This is a genomic window from Streptomyces sp. NPDC002888, from assembly GCF_042888465.1.
Taxonomy (GTDB): Bacteria; Actinomycetota; Actinomycetes; order Streptomycetales; family Streptomycetaceae; genus Streptomyces.
In genome coordinates this window covers 114,809-131,170 of the sequence record NZ_JBIAPU010000027.1, presented here as the reverse complement: position 1 = coordinate 131,170, position 16,362 = coordinate 114,809, and the positions used below count along the sequence as shown (strand labels likewise).

Here is a 16,362-nt window from a genome sequence, read left to right as displayed (position 1 = left end):
GACCACTCGTGTTTGTCAATCACGTTCGGAGAGCTTGGGGATAACGCGTGCCCGACAACGTGTCCGACAACCAGGAGAAGGAACAGCCGCGCCGCAGACAGGCGCGCGGCGAACGCCGGATCGCCCAGTTGCTCGAGGCCGCCGCGACCGTCTTCTGCACCACCGGGTACACGGCGGCCAGCACCAACGCGATCGCCCGCGAGGCGGGCGTCTCCCCCGGCACGCTGTACCAGTTCTTCCCGAACAAGGAGGCGATCGCCATCGAGCTCGGCGACCGCCTCATGCACGAGATGCGGGAGACGTACGGCGAGGCACTCGCCCCGGTCGACCCCGCGACACCACTTGAGGAGGCGGTCGGCGCGGCCGTCGACCGCTTCATCGCCTTCAACTGCGAACACCCGGTGTTCTTCGCGCTGATGCACGGCCCCGACATCCCCGGCCGGATCAGCGAGGAGCACGACGCGCTGCACGCGACCCTGCTCGCCCGTATAGAGGGCCTGCTCTCGTCGTTCCTGCCCGACGCACCCCCGGCCGACCTCGCCCGCACCGCGAACATGTGCCTGGGGATGTACAAGGCGGGCCTGGAACTGGCACTGGGCCACGAGGGCGCCGAGCGCGACGCGTACGTCCAGGAGCTGAAGAACGCGCTGATCCGCTACCTCGAACCACTGGTCGGCGACCGCCTGGGCCGCCCCGCGCGGACACGGTCCTGACCGCACGGACACAGCCCCGAGCGCTTGGAGAAATACCCCCTAGGGGTATAACGTGAGGAGTGGAGGCCCCCTCATGGGCCCCGTCGACCCCACATGCCCCGATGAGGAGTAACGACATGACCGCCCAGACCGACACCCAGGGAACCGTCACCACCGTCTACAAGGTGAGCGGAATGAGCTGCGGCCACTGCGAGGGCGCCGTGTCCGGCGAGGTCTCCGAGATCGCGGGCGTCAGCTCGGTGAAGGCCGTCGCCGCCAGCGGTGAGGTCACCGTCGTCTCCACCGCCCCGCTGGAGGAGGCCGCCGTGCGCGCCGCCGTCGACGAGGCGGGCTTCGAGCTGGTCGGCCAGGCCTGAGCGTCGCCCACGACATGACCAGCACCACCGCAGAGACAGCGATAGCCGCCCCGGCCGCCGAGGTCGAGCTGCTCATCGGCGGGATGACCTGCGCCTCCTGCGCGGCCCGCGTCGAGAAGAAGCTCAACCGCATGGAGGGCGTCACAGCCACCGTGAACTTCGCGACGGAGAAGGCGAAGGTCAGCTACCCGGCGGGGACCGAGGTCGCCGACCTGATCGCGACCGTGGTCAGAACGGGGTACACGGCGGAGCAACCCGAGCCGCCCCGCGAAGAGGCCACCACGGAGGAGACGGACCAGGATCCCGAGCTGTCGGCTCTCCGCCGGCGCCTCCTGGTCTCCGCCCTCCTCTCCGCCCCTGTGGTCGTGCTGGCCATGGTCCCCTCCCTCCAGTTCGACAACTGGCAGTGGCTCTCCCTCACCCTCGCCGCGCCCGTCGTCGTCTGGGGCGGCCTGCCCTTCCACCAGGCCGCCTGGACGAACGCCCGCCACGCCGCCGCGACCATGGACACCCTCGTGTCCCTCGGGACGCTGGCCGCCTTCCTGTGGTCTCTGTGGGCCCTGTTCTTCGGAGACGCGGGCATGCCCGGCATGCGGCACGGCTTCGACTTCACCGTCTCCCGCACGGGCGCCTCGTCGACCCTCTATCTCGAGGTCGCCGCCGGAGTCACCGCCTTCATCCTGCTGGGCCGCTACCTGGAGGCCCGCTCCAAGCGACGCGCGGGCGCCGCGCTGCGGGCCCTGATGGAGCTCGGCGCGAAGGACGTGGCCGTGCTGCGGGACGGACGCGAGGTACGGATCCCGGTGGGGCGGCTTGCTGTCGGGGACCGCTTCGTCGTCCGGCCCGGCGAGAAGATCGCCACCGACGGCACGGTCACGGAAGGGGCGTCCGCCGTCGACGCCTCCATGCTGACCGGCGAGTCGGTGCCGGTGGACGTGGCGGTCGGCTCGCTTGTCACGGGCGCGACCGTGAACGCCGGCGGGCGCCTCGTCGTCGAGGCCACCCGCGTCGGCGCCGACACCCAGCTCGCGCGGATGGCGAAGCTCGTCGAGGACGCGCAGAACGGCAAGGCCGAGGTGCAGCGGCTCGCCGACCGGATCTCCGCGGTCTTCGTGCCGGTGGTGCTGCTGATCACCGCCGCCACCTTCGGCGCCTGGCTCGGCCTCACCCACGACACCGTCGCCGCCTTCACCGCCGCCGTCGCCGTACTGATCATCGCCTGCCCGTGCGCACTGGGCCTTGCCACGCCGACCGCCCTGATGGTCGGCACCGGGCGCGGCGCCCAGCTCGGCATCCTCATCAAGGGCCCCGAGGTACTGGAGTCCACGCGCCGCGTCGACACCGTCGTCCTCGACAAGACCGGCACGGTGACGACCGGCCGCATGACCCTTCAGGAGGTGTACGTCGTCGAGGGCGCCGACGAGAAGCAGGTGCTGCGGCTCGCGGGCGCCCTGGAACACGCCTCCGAGCACCCCGTCGCCCGCGCCGTGGCCACCGGCGCCGAGGAGCGGGCGGGAACCCTGCCGAGCGCGGAGCACTTCGAGAACGTGCCCGGGCGGGGCGTACGCGGCCGTGTGGAGGGCCATGAGGTGGCGGTGGGGCGACTCGCCGAGTACACCGCCGCGCTCCCCGAGGAGCTGGCCCGCGCCAAGGAGGAGGCTGAGCGGCGCGGCCGTACGGCCGTCGTGGTCGGCTGGGACGGAGCGGCCCGCGGAGTTCTGGCGGTCGCCGACGCGGTGAAGGAGACCAGCGCCGAGGCGGTCCGCGAACTGCGCGCGCTCGGGCTCACGCCGGTGCTGCTGACCGGGGACAACCGGACGGTGGCCGAGGCCGTGGCGGAGGCCGTCGGTATCGACCGGGTGGTGGCCGAGGTACTGCCCGAGGACAAGGTGGACGTCGTACGGCGGCTGCAGGGCGAGGGGCGGACCGTGGCCATGGTCGGCGACGGCGTCAACGACGCGGCCGCGCTGGCCACGGCCGACCTGGGGCTCGCGATGGGGACCGGGACGGACGCGGCGATCGAGGCGAGCGATCTGACGCTGGTGCGCGGGGATCTGCGGGTGGCCGCGGACGCGATCCGGCTGTCGCGGCGGACGCTGTCCACGATCAAGGCCAATCTCGTGTGGGCGTTCGGTTACAACGTGGCGGCACTGCCGCTGGCCGCGGCGGGGCTGCTGAACCCGATGATCGCGGGGGCCGCGATGGCGTTCTCGTCGGTGTTCGTGGTGACGAACAGTCTCCGACTGCGGACGTTCCGCTGACCCCGCGCCCGAAGTTACCTGCGGTTACCAGCGAATTTCGGGCAGTCGGGGGGTCAGACCCCCTGGAGTCCGACGCGAGCCTCACATAAGCTCTTCACAAGGCTCGCGCATCATCCTTACGCCTGGGTCTCGATTTTCATATCGAGGCTCTTGCGCATCTAACGGGACAAATGCAAGAGACGCAGATCACAGTGATGTGAACGTAACCATCGAAGGGGTTCGAAGGTCTAAGTTGGCGATGTCAGGAAGCGTCTTGGGGGGCGCCGACTGGCATCTGGGGATGTCTTGGGGGACTTCCTCAGAGATGCGTTGCCGGGACACGTACACCGGGGAGCTTTGAGCGGCCCTCCCAACGTGCGCTGTCCCGGCAGACCGCACACCGCAGCAGTACAGCGAGTTTTGCTCGTTCTGCTCAACAGCGATTCAGGCGCTGGTCTCACAGACGCCCGGCCGGATCCCGTGGGGGGAATCCGCACCGGGACATGGGAAGGCGCCCTGGACGTCGGCCCGTGGGGGGACCGACGCCAGGGCGCCTTCTGTATTTTTTTGTGGCTCGTTCGCCTCCGGGGCGCCTTTTGCCGTTGTCGAGACGGCGATCGTGCTCAGCCCTTCGGGCCTCCGCGCGTTCGCCGTCTCGACAACGGCGCGCCCCTTCGGCTCACTCGCCAGGTCCGCCGCAGTGGGCGTGCAACAGCGGCCGGTGACACCAAGCTCAGCGCTGCTCGACCGGCACGAAGTCGCGCTCCACCACGCCCGTGTAGATCTGGCGCGGGCGGCCGATGCGGGAGCCGGGCTCCTTGATCATCTCGTGCCACTGGGCGATCCAGCCCGGGAGGCGGCCGAGGGCGAAGAGGACCGTGAACATCTCGGTCGGGAAGCCCATGGCGCGGTAGATCAGGCCGGTGTAGAAGTCGACGTTCGGGTAGAGGCTGCGCGAGACGAAGTAGTCGTCGGAGAGCGCGTGCTCCTCCAGCTTCAGGGCGATGTCCAGCAGCTCGTCGGACTTGCCGAGGGCGGAGAGAACGTCGTGCGCCGCGGCCTTGATGATCTTGGCGCGCGGGTCGAAGTTCTTGTAGACCCGGTGGCCGAAGCCCATCAGACGGACGCCGTCCTCCTTGTTCTTCACCTTGCGGATGAAGGAGTCGACATCGCCGCCGGCGTCGCGGATGCCCTCGAGCATCTCCAGGACGGACTGGTTGGCGCCGCCGTGCAGCGGGCCCCACAGCGCGTTGATGCCCGCGGAGATCGAGGCGAACATGTTCGCCTGCGAGGAACCGACCAGGCGGACCGTGGAGGTCGAACAGTTCTGCTCGTGGTCCGCGTGCAGGATGAGCAGCTTGTCCAGGGCCGAGACGACGACCGGGTCGAGCTCGTACTCCTGCGCCGGGACCGAGAAGGTCATGCGGAGGAAGTTCTCGACGTAGCCGAGGTCGTTGCGCGGGTAGACGAACGGGTGACCGATCGACTTCTTGTACGCGTACGCGGCGATCGTCGGAAGCTTGGCGAGCAGACGGATCGTCGAGAGGTTGCGCTGCTTCTCGTCGAACGGGTTGTGGCTGTCCTGGTAGAACGTGGACAGCGCGGAGACCACCGACGACAGCATGGCCATCGGGTGGGCGTCACGCGGGAAGCCCTTGTAGAAGTTCTTGACGTCCTCATGCAGCAGAGTGTGCTGCGTGATGTCGTTCTTGAAGGACGAGAGCTCGTCGACCGTCGGCAGCTCGCCGTTGATCAGCAGGTAGGCGACCTCCAGGAAGGTGGAGCGCTCCGCCAGCTGTTCGATCGGGTAGCCGCGGTACCGGAGGATGCCCGCTTCGCCGTCCAGGTAGGTGACCGCGGATTTATAGGCGGCGGTGTTGCCGTATCCGCTGTCCAGGGTCACCAGACCGGTCTGGGCGCGGAGCTTGCCGATGTCGAAGCCCTTGTCGCCGACGGTGCTGTCGATCACCGGGTAGGTGTACTCGCCGTCGCCGTACCGCAGTACTACAGAGTTGTCGCTCACGTCTTCCCTCACCGACGTTGTGCCTCATCTTCGAGGTTGCCCTGACTGTCTCTACCATCCCCCATTTGGCGCAGGAGAGTGCACTCGGGGTCGGCCATTGGGCTTATTGGCGGCACTCAGTGCCGCCAACTTGCTCATCCTGCCCCCTCCGTACCTCAACCGGAAGTGCACTGTGACCTAGGCGACTCATTTGATCGATCATTTTTGTGAGGCTCGCCCTTGCCGCCTCGGGGTGCGGAGGGTCAAGGGTCAGGCGCCGGAGAGCCTGAAGTCGAGTGCTGTGCAGCGACGTCCCGCGGACACCGTGCGCACCGCCTGTCCGATCGCCTTGCGCGAACCGACCAGGACGACCAGCTTCTTCGCCCGGGTGACGGCCGTATACAGCAGGTTTCGCTGGAGCATCATCCAGGCGCCCGTGGTGACGGGGATCACCACGGCGGGATATTCACTTCCCTGCGACCGGTGAATGGTCACCGCGTACGCATGGGCCAGCTCGTCCAGTTCATCGAATTCGTACACAACCTCCTCGTCCTCGTCCGTCAGCACCGTCAGGCGCTGGTCGACCGGGTCGAGCGAGGTGACCACGCCCACGGTGCCGTTGAAGACACCGTTGGCGCCCTTCTCGTAATTGTTGCGAATCTGGGTGACCTTGTCTCCCACACGGAAGACCCGGCCGCCGAACCGCTTCTCCGCCAGGTCGGGCCTGCCGGGGGTGATGGCCTGCTGGAGCAGGCCGTTGAGGGTGCCGGCGCCGGCGGGTCCCCGGTGCATGGGCGCCAGGACCTGTACGTCCCGGCGCGGGTCCAGGCCGAACTTGGCCGGAATGCGGCGGGCCGCCACGTCGACCGTGAGCCGGCCTGCATCCTCGGTCTCGTCCTCGACGAAGAGGAAGAAGTCCTTCATGCCGTCGGTGAGCGGGTGTTGCCCTGAGTTGATCCGGTGGGCGTTGGTCACCACGCCCGACTGCTGGGCCTGGCGGAAGATGCGGGTGAGGCGCACCGCGGGGACCGGGCTGTCGTCGGCCAGCAGGTCACGCAGGACCTCGCCCGCGCCGACGCTGGGCAGTTGGTCGACATCCCCGACGAAGAGCAGGTGGGCGCCCGGGGGCACGGCCTTGACCAGCTTGTTGGCGAGGAGCAGGTCCAGCATGGACGCCTCGTCGACGACCACCAGGTCGGCATCCAGCGGGCGGTCCTTGTCGTAGGCCGCGTCGCCGCCGGGCTTGAGCTCCAGCAGGCGGTGGACGGTTGACGCCTCGGCGCCGGTGAGCTCGGCGAGGCGCTTGGCGGCGCGGCCGGTGGGGGCGGCCAGGACGACCTTGGCCTTCTTGGCCTTCGCCAGCTCCACGATCGAGCGGACCGTGAAGGACTTGCCGCAGCCGGGGCCGCCGGTGAGGACGGCGACCTTCTCGGTGAGCGCGAGCCGTACGGCGGCCTCCTGCTCGGGGGCGAGCTCGGCGCCCGTACGTCCCTTCAGCCAGGCCAGCGCCTTGTCCCAGGCCACGTCCGCGAAGCCCGGCATCCGGTCCTCCCCGGTGCGCAGCAGGCGCAACAGCTGGGCGGAGAGGGAGAGTTCGGCGCGGTGGAAGGGGACGAGGTAGATGGCGGTGACCGGGGTGCCGTCGTCCGGGCCCGGCACCTTCTCCCGTACGACACCGGGGTCTTCCCCGTCCTGCGGGACCTGGGCCAGCTCGGCGAGGCACTCGATGACAAGGCCCGTGTCGACCTGGAGCAGTTTGACCGCGTCCGCGATCAGCCGCTCCTCGGGCAGGAAGCAGTGGCCCTGGTCGGCGGACTGGGACAGCGCGTACTGCAGGCCCGCCTTGACGCGCTCCGGGCTGTCGTGCGGGATGCCGACGGACTGGGCGATCTTGTCGGCGGTGAGGAAGCCGATGCCCCAGACGTCGGAGGCGAGGCGGTACGGCTGGTTCTTCACCACGGAGATCGAGGCGTCGCCGTACTTCTTGTAGATGCGCACGGCGATGGACGTGGACACCTCGACGGTCTGGAGGAAGAGCATGACCTCCTTGATCGCCTTCTGTTCCTCCCAGGCGTCGGCGATCTTCTTCGTGCGCTTGGGGCCGAGCCCGGGGACCTCGACGAGGCGCCCCGGCTCCTCCTCGATGATCTTCAGGGTGTCCATGCCGAAGTGCTGGGTGATGCGGTCGGCGAAGACCGGGCCGATTCCCTTGACCAGGCCCGAGCCGAGGTAGCGCCGGATGCCCTGGACGGTGGCGGGCAGGACCGTCGTGTAGTTCTCGACGGTGAACTGCTTGCCGTACTGCGGATGGGAGCCCCAACGGCCCTCCATGCGCAGGGACTCGCCGACCTGGGCGCCGAGCAGCGCGCCGACGACCGTCAGCAGATCGCCGCCGCCTCTGCCGGTGTCGACACGGGCGACCGTGTAGCCGTTCTCCTCGTTGGCGTACGTGATGCGCTCCAGGACGCCCTCAAGGACGGCCAGTCGCCGCTCGCCCGTGGAGTCCCCCGCCTGATTGGACATGATCCGACGGTACCGCCCGGCACCGACAGCGGACCTGGGTCGCCGTGCACGGGCCCGCGACCGCATCACGATCCGGTCTCGGGATGGCAGGGAGGGGTTGATTACCGGCGTGTAATCGATTCCAATCCTCCGTGTCGTCGATGTAAACGATTCCACAAGGAGGTGGGCGGGCGATGGCGAGCATCAAGGACGTCGCCGCCGCGGCCGGAGTATCGGTCGCCACGGTGTCACGCGTCCTGAACGACCACCCGTCCGTCAGCGACGACGCACGCGCACGCGTGCTGGCCGCCGTCGAGGCGCTGGGCTACCGCCCGAACGCCGTCGCCCGTTCGCTGCGCACCGACCAGACCCACACCCTCGGCCTGGTCATCAGCGACGTGATGAACCCGTACTTCACCGAACTGGCCCGCTCCGTCGAGGAGGAGGCCCGCGCGCTCGGCTACAGCGTCATCATCGGCAACGCCGACGAGCGGCCCGACCTCCAGGACCACCACGTACGGAACCTGCTGGACCGCCGGATCGACGGCCTCCTCGTCTCCCCCACCGACGGCGGCTCGCCGTTAATGCTGGACGCCGCGCGCGGGGGGACGCCGATGGTCTTCGTGGACCGGTGGATCCCGGGCATGGACGTGCCGGTCGTCCGGTCGGACGGACAGGCGGCCGTCCGGGACCTCGTCGCGCATCTGCACGGCCTCGGCCACCGCAGGCTCGCCATCATCGCGGGGCCCGCGGCGACCACGACCGGACGGGAGCGCGTGGAGGCCTTCCGTGCGGCGCTCGGCGCGTACGGTCTCGGGCTCCCCGACGCCTACATCGGCCAGGGCGACTTCCAGGCCGAGAGCGGACGGCGGGTCACCGAGGGCTTCCTCGACCTGCCCGAGCCGCCCGAGGTCGTCTTCGCCGCCGACAACCTGATGGCACTGGGCGCGCTGGACGCCGTACGCGCGCGTGGGCTGCGCGTTCCCGACGACATCGCGCTCGCCGCGTTCGACGACATCCCGTGGTTCGTGCACACCGACCCGCCGATCACCGCGATCGCCCAGCCCACCGGCGAGCTGGGGCGCGCCGCCGTGCGCGCGCTGGTCGACCGCATCGAGGGACGGCCCGGCGAGTCCGTCACCCTCCCTGCCCGTCTCGTCGTACGCCGCTCGTGCGGCGAGCCGACTCCCCCCGACTCTCCCCCCGAGTCTCCCCTTGCGCAGTCCCCCGCTGCGCAGTCCCCCGTAAGAAGGAGCAAGTCGTGAGCAACCCGGATGAGTTGCTGCGCATCGAGGGCATCCGCAAGGCCTTTCCCGGCGTGGTCGCGCTCGACGGCGTCGACTTCGACCTGCGCCGCGGTGAGGTGCATGTGCTGCTCGGCGAGAACGGCGCCGGCAAGAGCACGCTCATCAAGATGCTGTCGGGTGCGTACACGCCCGACGCCGGCCGCATCCTGGTCGGCGGCGAAGAGGTCCGCATCGGCGGAGCGCAGGATTCCGAACGCCTCGGGATCGCCACCATCTACCAGGAGTTCAACCTGGTCCCCGATCTGACGGTCGCCGAGAACATCTTCCTGAGACGGCAGCCCCGCCGCCTCGGGATGATCGACCGGAAGCGGATGGAGGCCGAGGCCGCCGAACTGCTGGAGCGCGTCGGCGTGAACGTGTCCCCACGCGCGCGGGTGCGTGAACTCGGTATCGCGCGCCTGCAGATGGTGGAGATCGCCAAGGCGCTCAGCCTGAACGCGCGGGTGCTCATCATGGACGAGCCGACCGCCGTGCTCACCTCCGAGGAGGTGGACAAGCTCTTCTCCATCGTGCGCAGGCTGCGCGAGGAGGGCGTGGGCGTCGTCTTCATCACGCACCACCTGGAGGAGATCGCCGCCCTCGGCGACCGGGTCACCGTCATCCGCGACGGCCGCAGCGTCGGACAGGTCCCCGCCGCCACGCCCGAGGACGAGCTCGTACGCCTCATGGTGGGGCGCTCGATCGAGCAGCAGTACCCGCGCGAGCGGCCCGAGACGGGAACCGCGCTGCTCACCGTGGAGGGGCTCACCCGTGACGGGGTCTTCCACGACGTGAGCTTCGAGGTGCGGGCCGGTGAGGTCGTCGGCATCGCGGGGCTCGTCGGGGCCGGCCGCACCGAGGTCGTGCGGGCCGTGTTCGGCGCCGACCCCTACGACAAGGGCGCCGTGAAGGTCGACGGTGCGCGGGTGCGACGGGGCGACGTGAACGCCGCCATGTCGGCCGGGATCGGGCTCGTCCCCGAGGACCGCAAGGGCCAGGGGCTCGTCCTCGACGCGTCCGTGGAGGAGAACCTCGGGCTCGTGACCCTGCGGTCCGCCACCCGAGGCGGCCTCGTCGACCTCAGGGGCCAGCACGACGCGGCCGCCCGGATCGCCGAGCAGCTCGGTGTGCGCATGGCGGGTCTCGGCCAGCATGTGCGCACGCTCTCCGGCGGCAACCAGCAGAAGGTCGTCATCGGCAAGTGGCTCCTCGCCGACACCAGGGTCCTCATCCTCGACGAGCCGACGCGCGGCATCGACGTCGGCGCCAAGGTCGAGATCTACCAGCTGATCAACGAACTGACGGCCCAGGGCGCCGCGGTCCTGATGATCTCCAGCGACCTGCCCGAGGTGCTCGGCATGAGCGACCGGGTGCTGGTGATGGCCCAGGGCCGCATAGCGGGCGAACTCGCGGCCGCCGAAGCCACTCAGGACGCAGTGATGGCACTCGCCGTCAGCACACCCACTACCACTGAACTGGAGGCCGGCCGTGGCCGCTGACACGCTCAAGAGCACAACGGGCGCCGGTGGCGCCGCGGCGGTGCGCCGCCTGCTCCTCGACAACGGCGCGCTCACCGCGCTGATCGTCCTCGTCATCGCGCTGTCGGCGCTGTCCGGGGACTTCCTGACCACCGACAACCTGCTCAACATCGGCGTCCAGGCGGCCGTGACCGCCATCCTCGCCTTCGGCGTCACCTTCGTGATCGTCTCGGCGGGCATCGACCTGTCGGTCGGCTCCGTGGCCGCGCTGTCCGCCACCGTGCTCGCCTGGAGCGCGACCTCACACGGGGTGCCGGTCTTCCTGGCCGTCGTCCTCGCCGTCGCGACCGGCATCGCGGCGGGCCTGGTCAACGGCTTCCTGATCGCGTACGGCAAGCTGCCGCCGTTCATCGCGACGCTCGCCATGCTGTCGGTGGGCCGCGGTCTGTCGCTGGTCATCTCCGAGGGCTCCCCGATCCCCTTCCCGGACTCGGTCTCGCACCTCGGTGACACGCTCGGCGGCTGGCTGCCCGTGCCGGTGCTCGTCATGGTCGTCATGGGGCTGCTCACGGCGTTCGTGCTGGGGCGGACATACATCGGACGCTCGATGTACGCGATCGGCGGCAACGAGGAGGCGGCCCGCCTCTCCGGCCTGCGGGTGAAGAAGCAGAAGCTCGCCATCTACGCGCTGTCCGGCCTGTTCGCCGCCGCCGCGGGCATCGTGCTCGCCTCCCGCCTCTCCTCCGCGCAGCCGCAGGCCGCGCAGGGCTACGAGCTGGACGCGATCGCCGCCGTCGTCATCGGCGGTGCCTCCCTCGCGGGCGGTACGGGCAAGGCCTCGGGGACGCTGATCGGCGCGCTGATCCTGGCGGTGCTGCGCAACGGCCTCAACCTGCTGAACGTCTCCGCGTTCTGGCAGCAGGTCGTCATCGGTGTCGTGATCGCGCTGGCGGTGCTGCTCGACACCCTGCGCCGCAAGGCCGGGGCGACCCCGGTGGCCGCGGGCACCTCCTCGGGCGGCAAGGGCAAGCAGGCGGCGACGTACGCGCTGGCCGCCGTGGTCACCGTGGCCGTCGTGGGCGCGACCTCCTTCCTGCACAGCGGCGGCTCCTCGGCCGCGGCGAACCCGAAGATCGGCCTGTCCCTGTCCACCCTCAACAACCCCTTCTTCGTGCAGATCCGGGCGGGCGCCCAGGCCGAGGCGAAGAAGCTGGGCGTGGACCTGACCGTCACGGACGCGCAGAACGACGCCTCCCAGCAGGCCAACCAGCTCCAGAACTTCACCAGCTCCGGTCTGGACGCGATCGTCGTCAACCCGGTGGACTCGGACGCGGCAGCCCCGTCGGTACGGGCCGCCGACAAGGAGAAGATCCCGGTCATCGCCGTCGACCGGGGCGTCAACAACGCGACCACGGACGCGCTGGTCGCCTCCGACAACATCGCCGGCGGTGAGCTCGCCGGCAAGTCCATCGCCGAGAAGCTGGGCGGTAAGGGCAAGATCGTCATCCTCCAGGGCCAGGCGGGCACCTCCGCCGCCCGGGAGCGCGCCGAGGGCTTCGCCAAGGGTCTGAAGGCCTACCCGGGCATCCAGGTCGTCGCCCAGCAGCCCGCGGACTTCGACCGCACCAAGGGCCTCGACGTGATGTCGAACCTGCTCCAGGCCCACCCGGACGTCCAGGGCGTCATCGCCGCCAACGACGAGATGGCGCTCGGCGCGGTCAAGGCGCTCGGCTCGAAGGCAGGAAAGTCGGTCCAGGTCGTCGGCTTCGACGGCACGCCGGACGGTCTGAAGGCGGTCGAGACAGGCACGCTGTACGCGTCGGTGGCGCAGCAGCCGAGCCAGTTGGGGAAGATCGCCGTGGACAACGCGCTGCGCGCGCTGCAGGGCAAGAAGGTCGAGCAGACGGTGAAGGTGCCGGTGAAGGTGGTCACGAAGGAGAACGTGGCCGGCTTCAGCGGCTGACATCGGCGAGCGGGCGGGCGGTCACGACGACCGCCCGCCTTCCGTCACGTACACAGGCACGTACACAGGCACGCATCTGTGTACGCACAGAGGCACGTACACAGGGGAGTCAACTCATGTACGACTACGACCTGTTGGTCGTAGGGTCGGCCAACGCCGACCTGGTGATCGGAGTCGAGCGGCGGCCGGGGGCCGGGGAGACGGTCCTCGGCTCCGACCTGGCCGTCCACCCGGGCGGCAAGGGCGCGAACCAGGCCGTCGCCGCCGCCCGCCTCGGCGCCCGTACGGCCCTGCTGGCCCGGATCGGCGACGACGCGCACGGGCGGCTGCTGCTGGACTCCCAGCGGGAGGCGGGCGTCGACACGGTGGGCGTTCTGGTGGGCGGCGCGCCGACCGGCGTCGCGCTGATCACCGTGGACCCGTCGGGCGACAACAGCATCGTGGTGTCGCCCGGCGCGAACGGCCGCCTGAGGCCGGAGGACGTCCGGGCGGCCGGCGGCCTGTTCCACGCCTCGCGCGTGGTGTCGACACAGCTGGAGATCCCGCTGGAGACGGTCGTGGAGGTCGTACGGAGTCTGGCTCTGGGGAGCCGCTTCGTCCTGAACCCCTCCCCGCCGCGCCCGCTCCCCTCCGAGGTGCTGGCGGCCTGCGACCCGCTGATCGTCAACGAGCACGAGGCGCGGGTCATCCTGGGCGAGTCCTGCGTGAGCGACGCGCCCGAGGACTGGGCGCGGCTGCTGCTGGCGAAGGGCCCGCGGTCGGTGGTCGTGACGCTGGGCGCGGAGGGTGCGCTGGTGGCGTCGTCGGCGGGCGTCACGCGGGTGGCGTCGGTGAGGGTCGACGCCGTGGACACCACCGGTGCGGGCGACGCGTTCACGGCGGCGCTGGCCTGGCGGCTCGGCGCGGGGTCCTCTCTGGCGGAGGCGGCGGCGTACGCGGCCCGGGTGGGCGCGGCGGCGGTGACGCGGCGGGGTGCGCAGGAGTCGTTCCCTACGGCGGCGGAGGTCGAGGCGCTGTGAAGAAGGGGGGAATCCTGAACCGGCATCTCTCCGGCGCGCTGGCCGAGCTCGGCCATGGGGACGGGGTGCTGGTGTGCGACGCGGGCATGCCGATACCCGACGGTCCGCGGGTGGTGGACCTGGCCTTCCGGGCCGGGGTGCCGTCCTTCGCCGAGGTGCTGGACGGGCTGCTGACCGAGCTGGTCGTGGAGGGCGCGACGGCGGCGGACGAGGTGCGTACGGCCAATCCGGCGGCGGCCTCGCTGCTGGACGGGCACTTTCCCGAGCTGGCGCTGGTGTCCCACGAGCGGCTGAAGGAGCTGTCGGCCGGGGCGAGGCTGGTGGTGCGGACGGGGGAGGCACGGCCGTACGCGAATGTGCTGCTGAGGTGTGGGGTGTTCTTCTAGAAGGGCCCGGCAGAAGGGCCCGATCATGCTTCGAGGGGGCCCAGTCCGTAGACCGGGCCCCCTCGGCTTTTCCCCTCCAAGATCAGAACCCCCGCGATCCCCCCGGATCCCCCTCCAGAAGTCCTGACACCATGTATGACCCCCTAAGTGGGGAAAGGGTTGCACGCTCATTCCGTTTTCTTTCCGGGATTTTTTCCGGGATTTTTTCCGGCCCCGGCCGCTACGTCGGCCGAAGCCGCACCTCATCACCTTCCCGGACCGCTCCCCCCGCCACCACCTGCGCATATACCCCGGCACACGGCTCCGCCGCCCGGCCCGGCAGCGCGGGGACGCGGTGGTGGGCGGCGAGGATACGGAGGGCGTCGGGATCACGGGGCAGGGTGCCGTGCGCGAGGGTCGGCACCGCGCAGCGGGGCGTCGAGGCGACGATGCGGAGGGTGAGACGGTCACCGAGGCGCAGGGTACGGCCGATCCAGTCGTGCTCGACGAAGCCCTCGTCCTCGGTGTCGATCACCAGGTTGGCCCGGTACCGCTCGACCTCCGCCGAGCCGCGCGGGCTCAGCTCTGCGATGCGCCTCAGTGTCGCGGTGGTCATGAGATGGACCGGCGCGAAGTCGAAGAAGGTGCCGGGCGGGGCGGCGGAGCCGAACGCGACGACATCGGCGTCCACCTGGGCCGTCACCCCGTCCTTCAACACCTCCTCGGGCCGGGACCGTTCGAGTACGGCTCCGGGCGGTGGGGTGTCCGTCAACGTGACCTCGCGGCCCACGAAGCCCGAGAGCGCCTTGTGAATACCGGCGTCGGCGCTCTGCCACTTCGAGCCGTCCGGCGTGGTGACGAGGACCCCGCCATCCACGGACGACGCCGTACAGCGCAACAACTCCCGCCACAACCGAGGCGCCTTGGCACTGGCGACCTTCCCGGTCTCCCGGTCGACCAACGCGAACCGCCGGTCACCCGCGAGCCCCCGGTCGGTCACCTCGACGCCCGCAACCCGCTCACCGAGCATGGACTTCACCGGGTAACACCACAGAGCGGCGACAACCCCCGCCTTCACGTGTCGAGCACCTCCGTGTTCTGGCAGGCGACCAGGCGCCACTGCCCGTCCTCCTTGGACATGACGTACAGCGGGGTGCCCGCGTTCCCCGTCGGCTCACCCTCCGGCGTCCAGTTCTGCGCGAGATTTGGCACGTATGCAGCAGGGCCGCAGCCTCGGACGGCACGTGAGAAGTACGGAGAGGAACTGAGGCTGCGACGGACGGCAGCCGGGCTCACGCAGGAGGAACTGGCCGAAAGGGTCGTGTGCTCCCCCACGCTGATCAGCCGCTGGGAGGCCGGTAGACGGCTTCCCAAAACCGATGACGCTCGGCGGATCGACCGGACGGTGGGCGCGGACGGGTTCTTCGAGCGTTGGCTGGAGGACCTGGAGTCGAAGTACGCAGATCACTTCGCGGCCGTGGCGGAACTGGAGCAACAGGCCACACTGATCCAGCAGTTCGCGCTCTCGCTGGTTCTCGGTGTGCTCCAGACCGACGACTACGCCCGGGCTCTGTTCCGCGCCTACAGTCCGAACCACACCGCCGAGGAACTTGACGAGGCCGTTGTCATCCGAACAAAGCGCCGTCGAATCCTCGACGGACCCGCGCAGCCCGTCGTCTGGACGCTGCTCGACGAGGCCGTGTTGCGGCGCCGAGTCGGCGGCCCCCAGGTCATGGCCAAGCAGTTGCGCAGAATCGCGGAACTGGCCGAGGCAGGACGGCTGCGGCTGCATGTGCTTCCGTACGGCGTCGGGGCGCACGCGCTCATGGAGAGCTACCTCACCCTCATGAGCTTCGAGGACTCCGCTCCTGTGGCCTACGTCGAAGGCTTTCTCACCGGCAACTTGATGGACGATCCGGCGCTGGTGGCCGCCAGCCAGACCTCCTACGCTCTTGCGCTGAGCGACGCGTTGTCGCAACAGGAGTCACTGGCCCTCGTCAGAGCGGCAGCGGAGGAACACGCACATGGTCAGCAGTGAGCCCACCGTCTCCGACTCGTCCATCCTCACGGGGTGGTACAAGTCCAGCTACAGCGGCGGCAACCAAGGCGAGTGCCTTGAGTCCGCTCACGGCCACCCCGGCGTCCCCGTCCGCGACAGCAAGAACGCCACAGGCCCGGCCCTACTCTTCTCGGCAACCGGATGGACCTCGTTCGTCACGGCCGTCAAGGAAGGCCACGTCGGCTAGCGCCACACCGCACAGGACCGACTCGTTCGTTTCGAGGGTCATGCTGCTCGCCGGTCGCAGATGTGGAAAGAGGGCGGGTGAGCGGGCGGGGCGGAATCGACTCGCCGGAAGCGCCTCGATCCGCAACGCTGTTGTTGTGACCGCTTCCCTCCACCAAGAGTCCCGCGGCGCCCGTGCCGCCGCCGAGTTCGG

At 69.8% G+C, this 16,362-nt stretch carries 14 protein-coding genes; 10 read left to right on the top strand and 4 right to left on the bottom strand.

Annotated elements, in window-relative coordinates:
* The first annotated feature begins 59 nt into the window (after nucleotides 1-59).
* From ACFYWX_RS35410 to ACFYWX_RS35400, 3 genes are all read left to right on the top strand, one after another.
* Complete coding sequence (locus tag ACFYWX_RS35410) at nucleotides 60-713, top strand: TetR family transcriptional regulator (RefSeq protein ID WP_389428961.1); 654 nt, start codon at nucleotides 60-62, stop codon at nucleotides 711-713.
* Nucleotides 714-829: 116 nt separating this feature from the next.
* The gene (locus tag ACFYWX_RS35405) at nucleotides 830-1,069 is read left to right on the top strand and encodes a heavy-metal-associated domain-containing protein (RefSeq protein WP_389428929.1); all 240 of its coding nucleotides are present in this window, start codon (nucleotides 830-832) and stop codon (nucleotides 1,067-1,069) included.
* A gap of 14 nt (nucleotides 1,070-1,083) precedes the next feature.
* Nucleotides 1,084-3,330, top strand: coding sequence for a heavy metal translocating P-type ATPase (locus ACFYWX_RS35400; RefSeq protein ID WP_389428928.1), 2,247 nt, complete (start codon nucleotides 1,084-1,086; stop codon nucleotides 3,328-3,330).
* A 712-nt stretch (nucleotides 3,331-4,042) separates the two neighbouring features.
* On the opposite strand, the gene ACFYWX_RS35395 is transcribed toward ACFYWX_RS35400, so the two are convergent.
* The gene (locus tag ACFYWX_RS35395) at nucleotides 4,043-5,332 is read right to left on the bottom strand and encodes a citrate synthase (protein WP_389428927.1); all 1,290 of its coding nucleotides are present in this window, start codon (nucleotides 5,330-5,332) and stop codon (nucleotides 4,043-4,045) included.
* Nucleotides 5,333-5,581: 249 nt separating this feature from the next.
* Complete coding sequence (locus ACFYWX_RS35390) at nucleotides 5,582-7,834, bottom strand: ATP-dependent RecD-like DNA helicase (protein ID WP_389428926.1); 2,253 nt, start codon at nucleotides 7,832-7,834, stop codon at nucleotides 5,582-5,584.
* 173 nt (nucleotides 7,835-8,007) lie between these two features.
* Between ACFYWX_RS35390 and ACFYWX_RS35385 the strand changes: the two genes are divergently transcribed.
* The 5 genes from ACFYWX_RS35385 (at nucleotide 8,008) to rbsD (ending at nucleotide 13,945) form a co-directional block, all read left to right on the top strand.
* The gene (locus ACFYWX_RS35385; protein ID WP_389428925.1) at nucleotides 8,008-9,078 is read left to right on the top strand and encodes a LacI family DNA-binding transcriptional regulator; all 1,071 of its coding nucleotides are present in this window, start codon (nucleotides 8,008-8,010) and stop codon (nucleotides 9,076-9,078) included.
* Complete coding sequence (locus tag ACFYWX_RS35380; RefSeq protein ID WP_389428924.1) at nucleotides 9,075-10,598, top strand: sugar ABC transporter ATP-binding protein; 1,524 nt, start codon at nucleotides 9,075-9,077, stop codon at nucleotides 10,596-10,598. The genes ACFYWX_RS35385 and ACFYWX_RS35380 overlap by 4 nt, the downstream gene beginning before the upstream one ends.
* Nucleotides 10,588-12,540 (top strand): substrate-binding domain-containing protein, encoded by a 1,953-nt coding sequence (locus tag ACFYWX_RS35375; RefSeq protein ID WP_389428923.1) that lies wholly within the window; start codon nucleotides 10,588-10,590, stop codon nucleotides 12,538-12,540. The genes ACFYWX_RS35380 and ACFYWX_RS35375 overlap by 11 nt, the downstream gene beginning before the upstream one ends.
* A 116-nt stretch (nucleotides 12,541-12,656) precedes the next feature.
* Entirely contained in the window at nucleotides 12,657-13,559 is a 903-nt protein-coding gene (locus ACFYWX_RS35370; RefSeq protein ID WP_389428922.1) for a ribokinase, read from the top strand.
* Complete coding sequence (gene rbsD, locus ACFYWX_RS35365) at nucleotides 13,556-13,945, top strand: D-ribose pyranase (protein ID WP_389428921.1); 390 nt, start codon at nucleotides 13,556-13,558, stop codon at nucleotides 13,943-13,945. The genes ACFYWX_RS35370 and rbsD overlap by 4 nt, the downstream gene beginning before the upstream one ends.
* A 220-nt stretch (nucleotides 13,946-14,165) precedes the next feature.
* Here the strand turns inward: rbsD and ACFYWX_RS35360 are convergent, their stop codons facing one another.
* On the bottom strand, nucleotides 14,166-15,002 hold the full coding sequence (locus tag ACFYWX_RS35360) for an MOSC domain-containing protein (RefSeq protein ID WP_389428920.1): 837 nt from the start codon (nucleotides 15,000-15,002) through the stop codon (nucleotides 14,166-14,168).
* Nucleotides 14,999-15,136, bottom strand: coding sequence for a hypothetical protein (locus tag ACFYWX_RS35355; protein WP_389428963.1), 138 nt, complete (start codon nucleotides 15,134-15,136; stop codon nucleotides 14,999-15,001). The genes ACFYWX_RS35360 and ACFYWX_RS35355 overlap by 4 nt, the downstream gene beginning before the upstream one ends.
* Nucleotides 15,137-15,188: 52 nt before the next feature.
* Between ACFYWX_RS35355 and ACFYWX_RS35350 the strand changes: the two genes are divergently transcribed.
* Both ACFYWX_RS35350 and ACFYWX_RS35345 read left to right on the top strand, forming a co-directional pair.
* Nucleotides 15,189-15,962 carry a Scr1 family TA system antitoxin-like transcriptional regulator gene (locus ACFYWX_RS35350; protein ID WP_389428960.1) on the top strand — a complete coding sequence of 258 codons (774 nt, stop codon included), beginning with the start codon at nucleotides 15,189-15,191 and terminating at the stop codon, nucleotides 15,960-15,962.
* A complete protein-coding gene (locus ACFYWX_RS35345) occupies nucleotides 15,949-16,170 on the top strand; it encodes a DUF397 domain-containing protein (RefSeq protein WP_389428919.1) in 222 nt (73 codons plus the stop codon). Before ACFYWX_RS35350 ends, ACFYWX_RS35345 begins: the two co-directional genes overlap by 14 nt.
* The last annotated feature ends 192 nt before the right edge of the window (nucleotides 16,171-16,362 follow it).

Bases quoted from the DNA above. Each gene is read 5' to 3' on its own strand.
- ACFYWX_RS35405 (WP_389428929.1), top strand. From the start codon at position 830: ATGACCGCCCAGACCGACACCCAGGGAACCGTCACCACCGTCTACAAG.
- ACFYWX_RS35400 (WP_389428928.1), top strand. From the start codon at position 1,084: ATGACCAGCACCACCGCAGAGACAGCGATAGCCGCCCCGGCCGCCGAG.
- ACFYWX_RS35390 (WP_389428926.1), bottom strand. From the start codon at position 7,834: ATGTCCAATCAGGCGGGGGACTCCACGGGCGAGCGGCGACTGGCCGTC.
- ACFYWX_RS35385 (WP_389428925.1), top strand. From the start codon at position 8,008: ATGGCGAGCATCAAGGACGTCGCCGCCGCGGCCGGAGTATCGGTCGCC.
- ACFYWX_RS35370 (WP_389428922.1), top strand. From the start codon at position 12,657: ATGTACGACTACGACCTGTTGGTCGTAGGGTCGGCCAACGCCGACCTG.
- ACFYWX_RS35345 (WP_389428919.1), top strand. From the start codon at position 15,949: ATGGTCAGCAGTGAGCCCACCGTCTCCGACTCGTCCATCCTCACGGGG.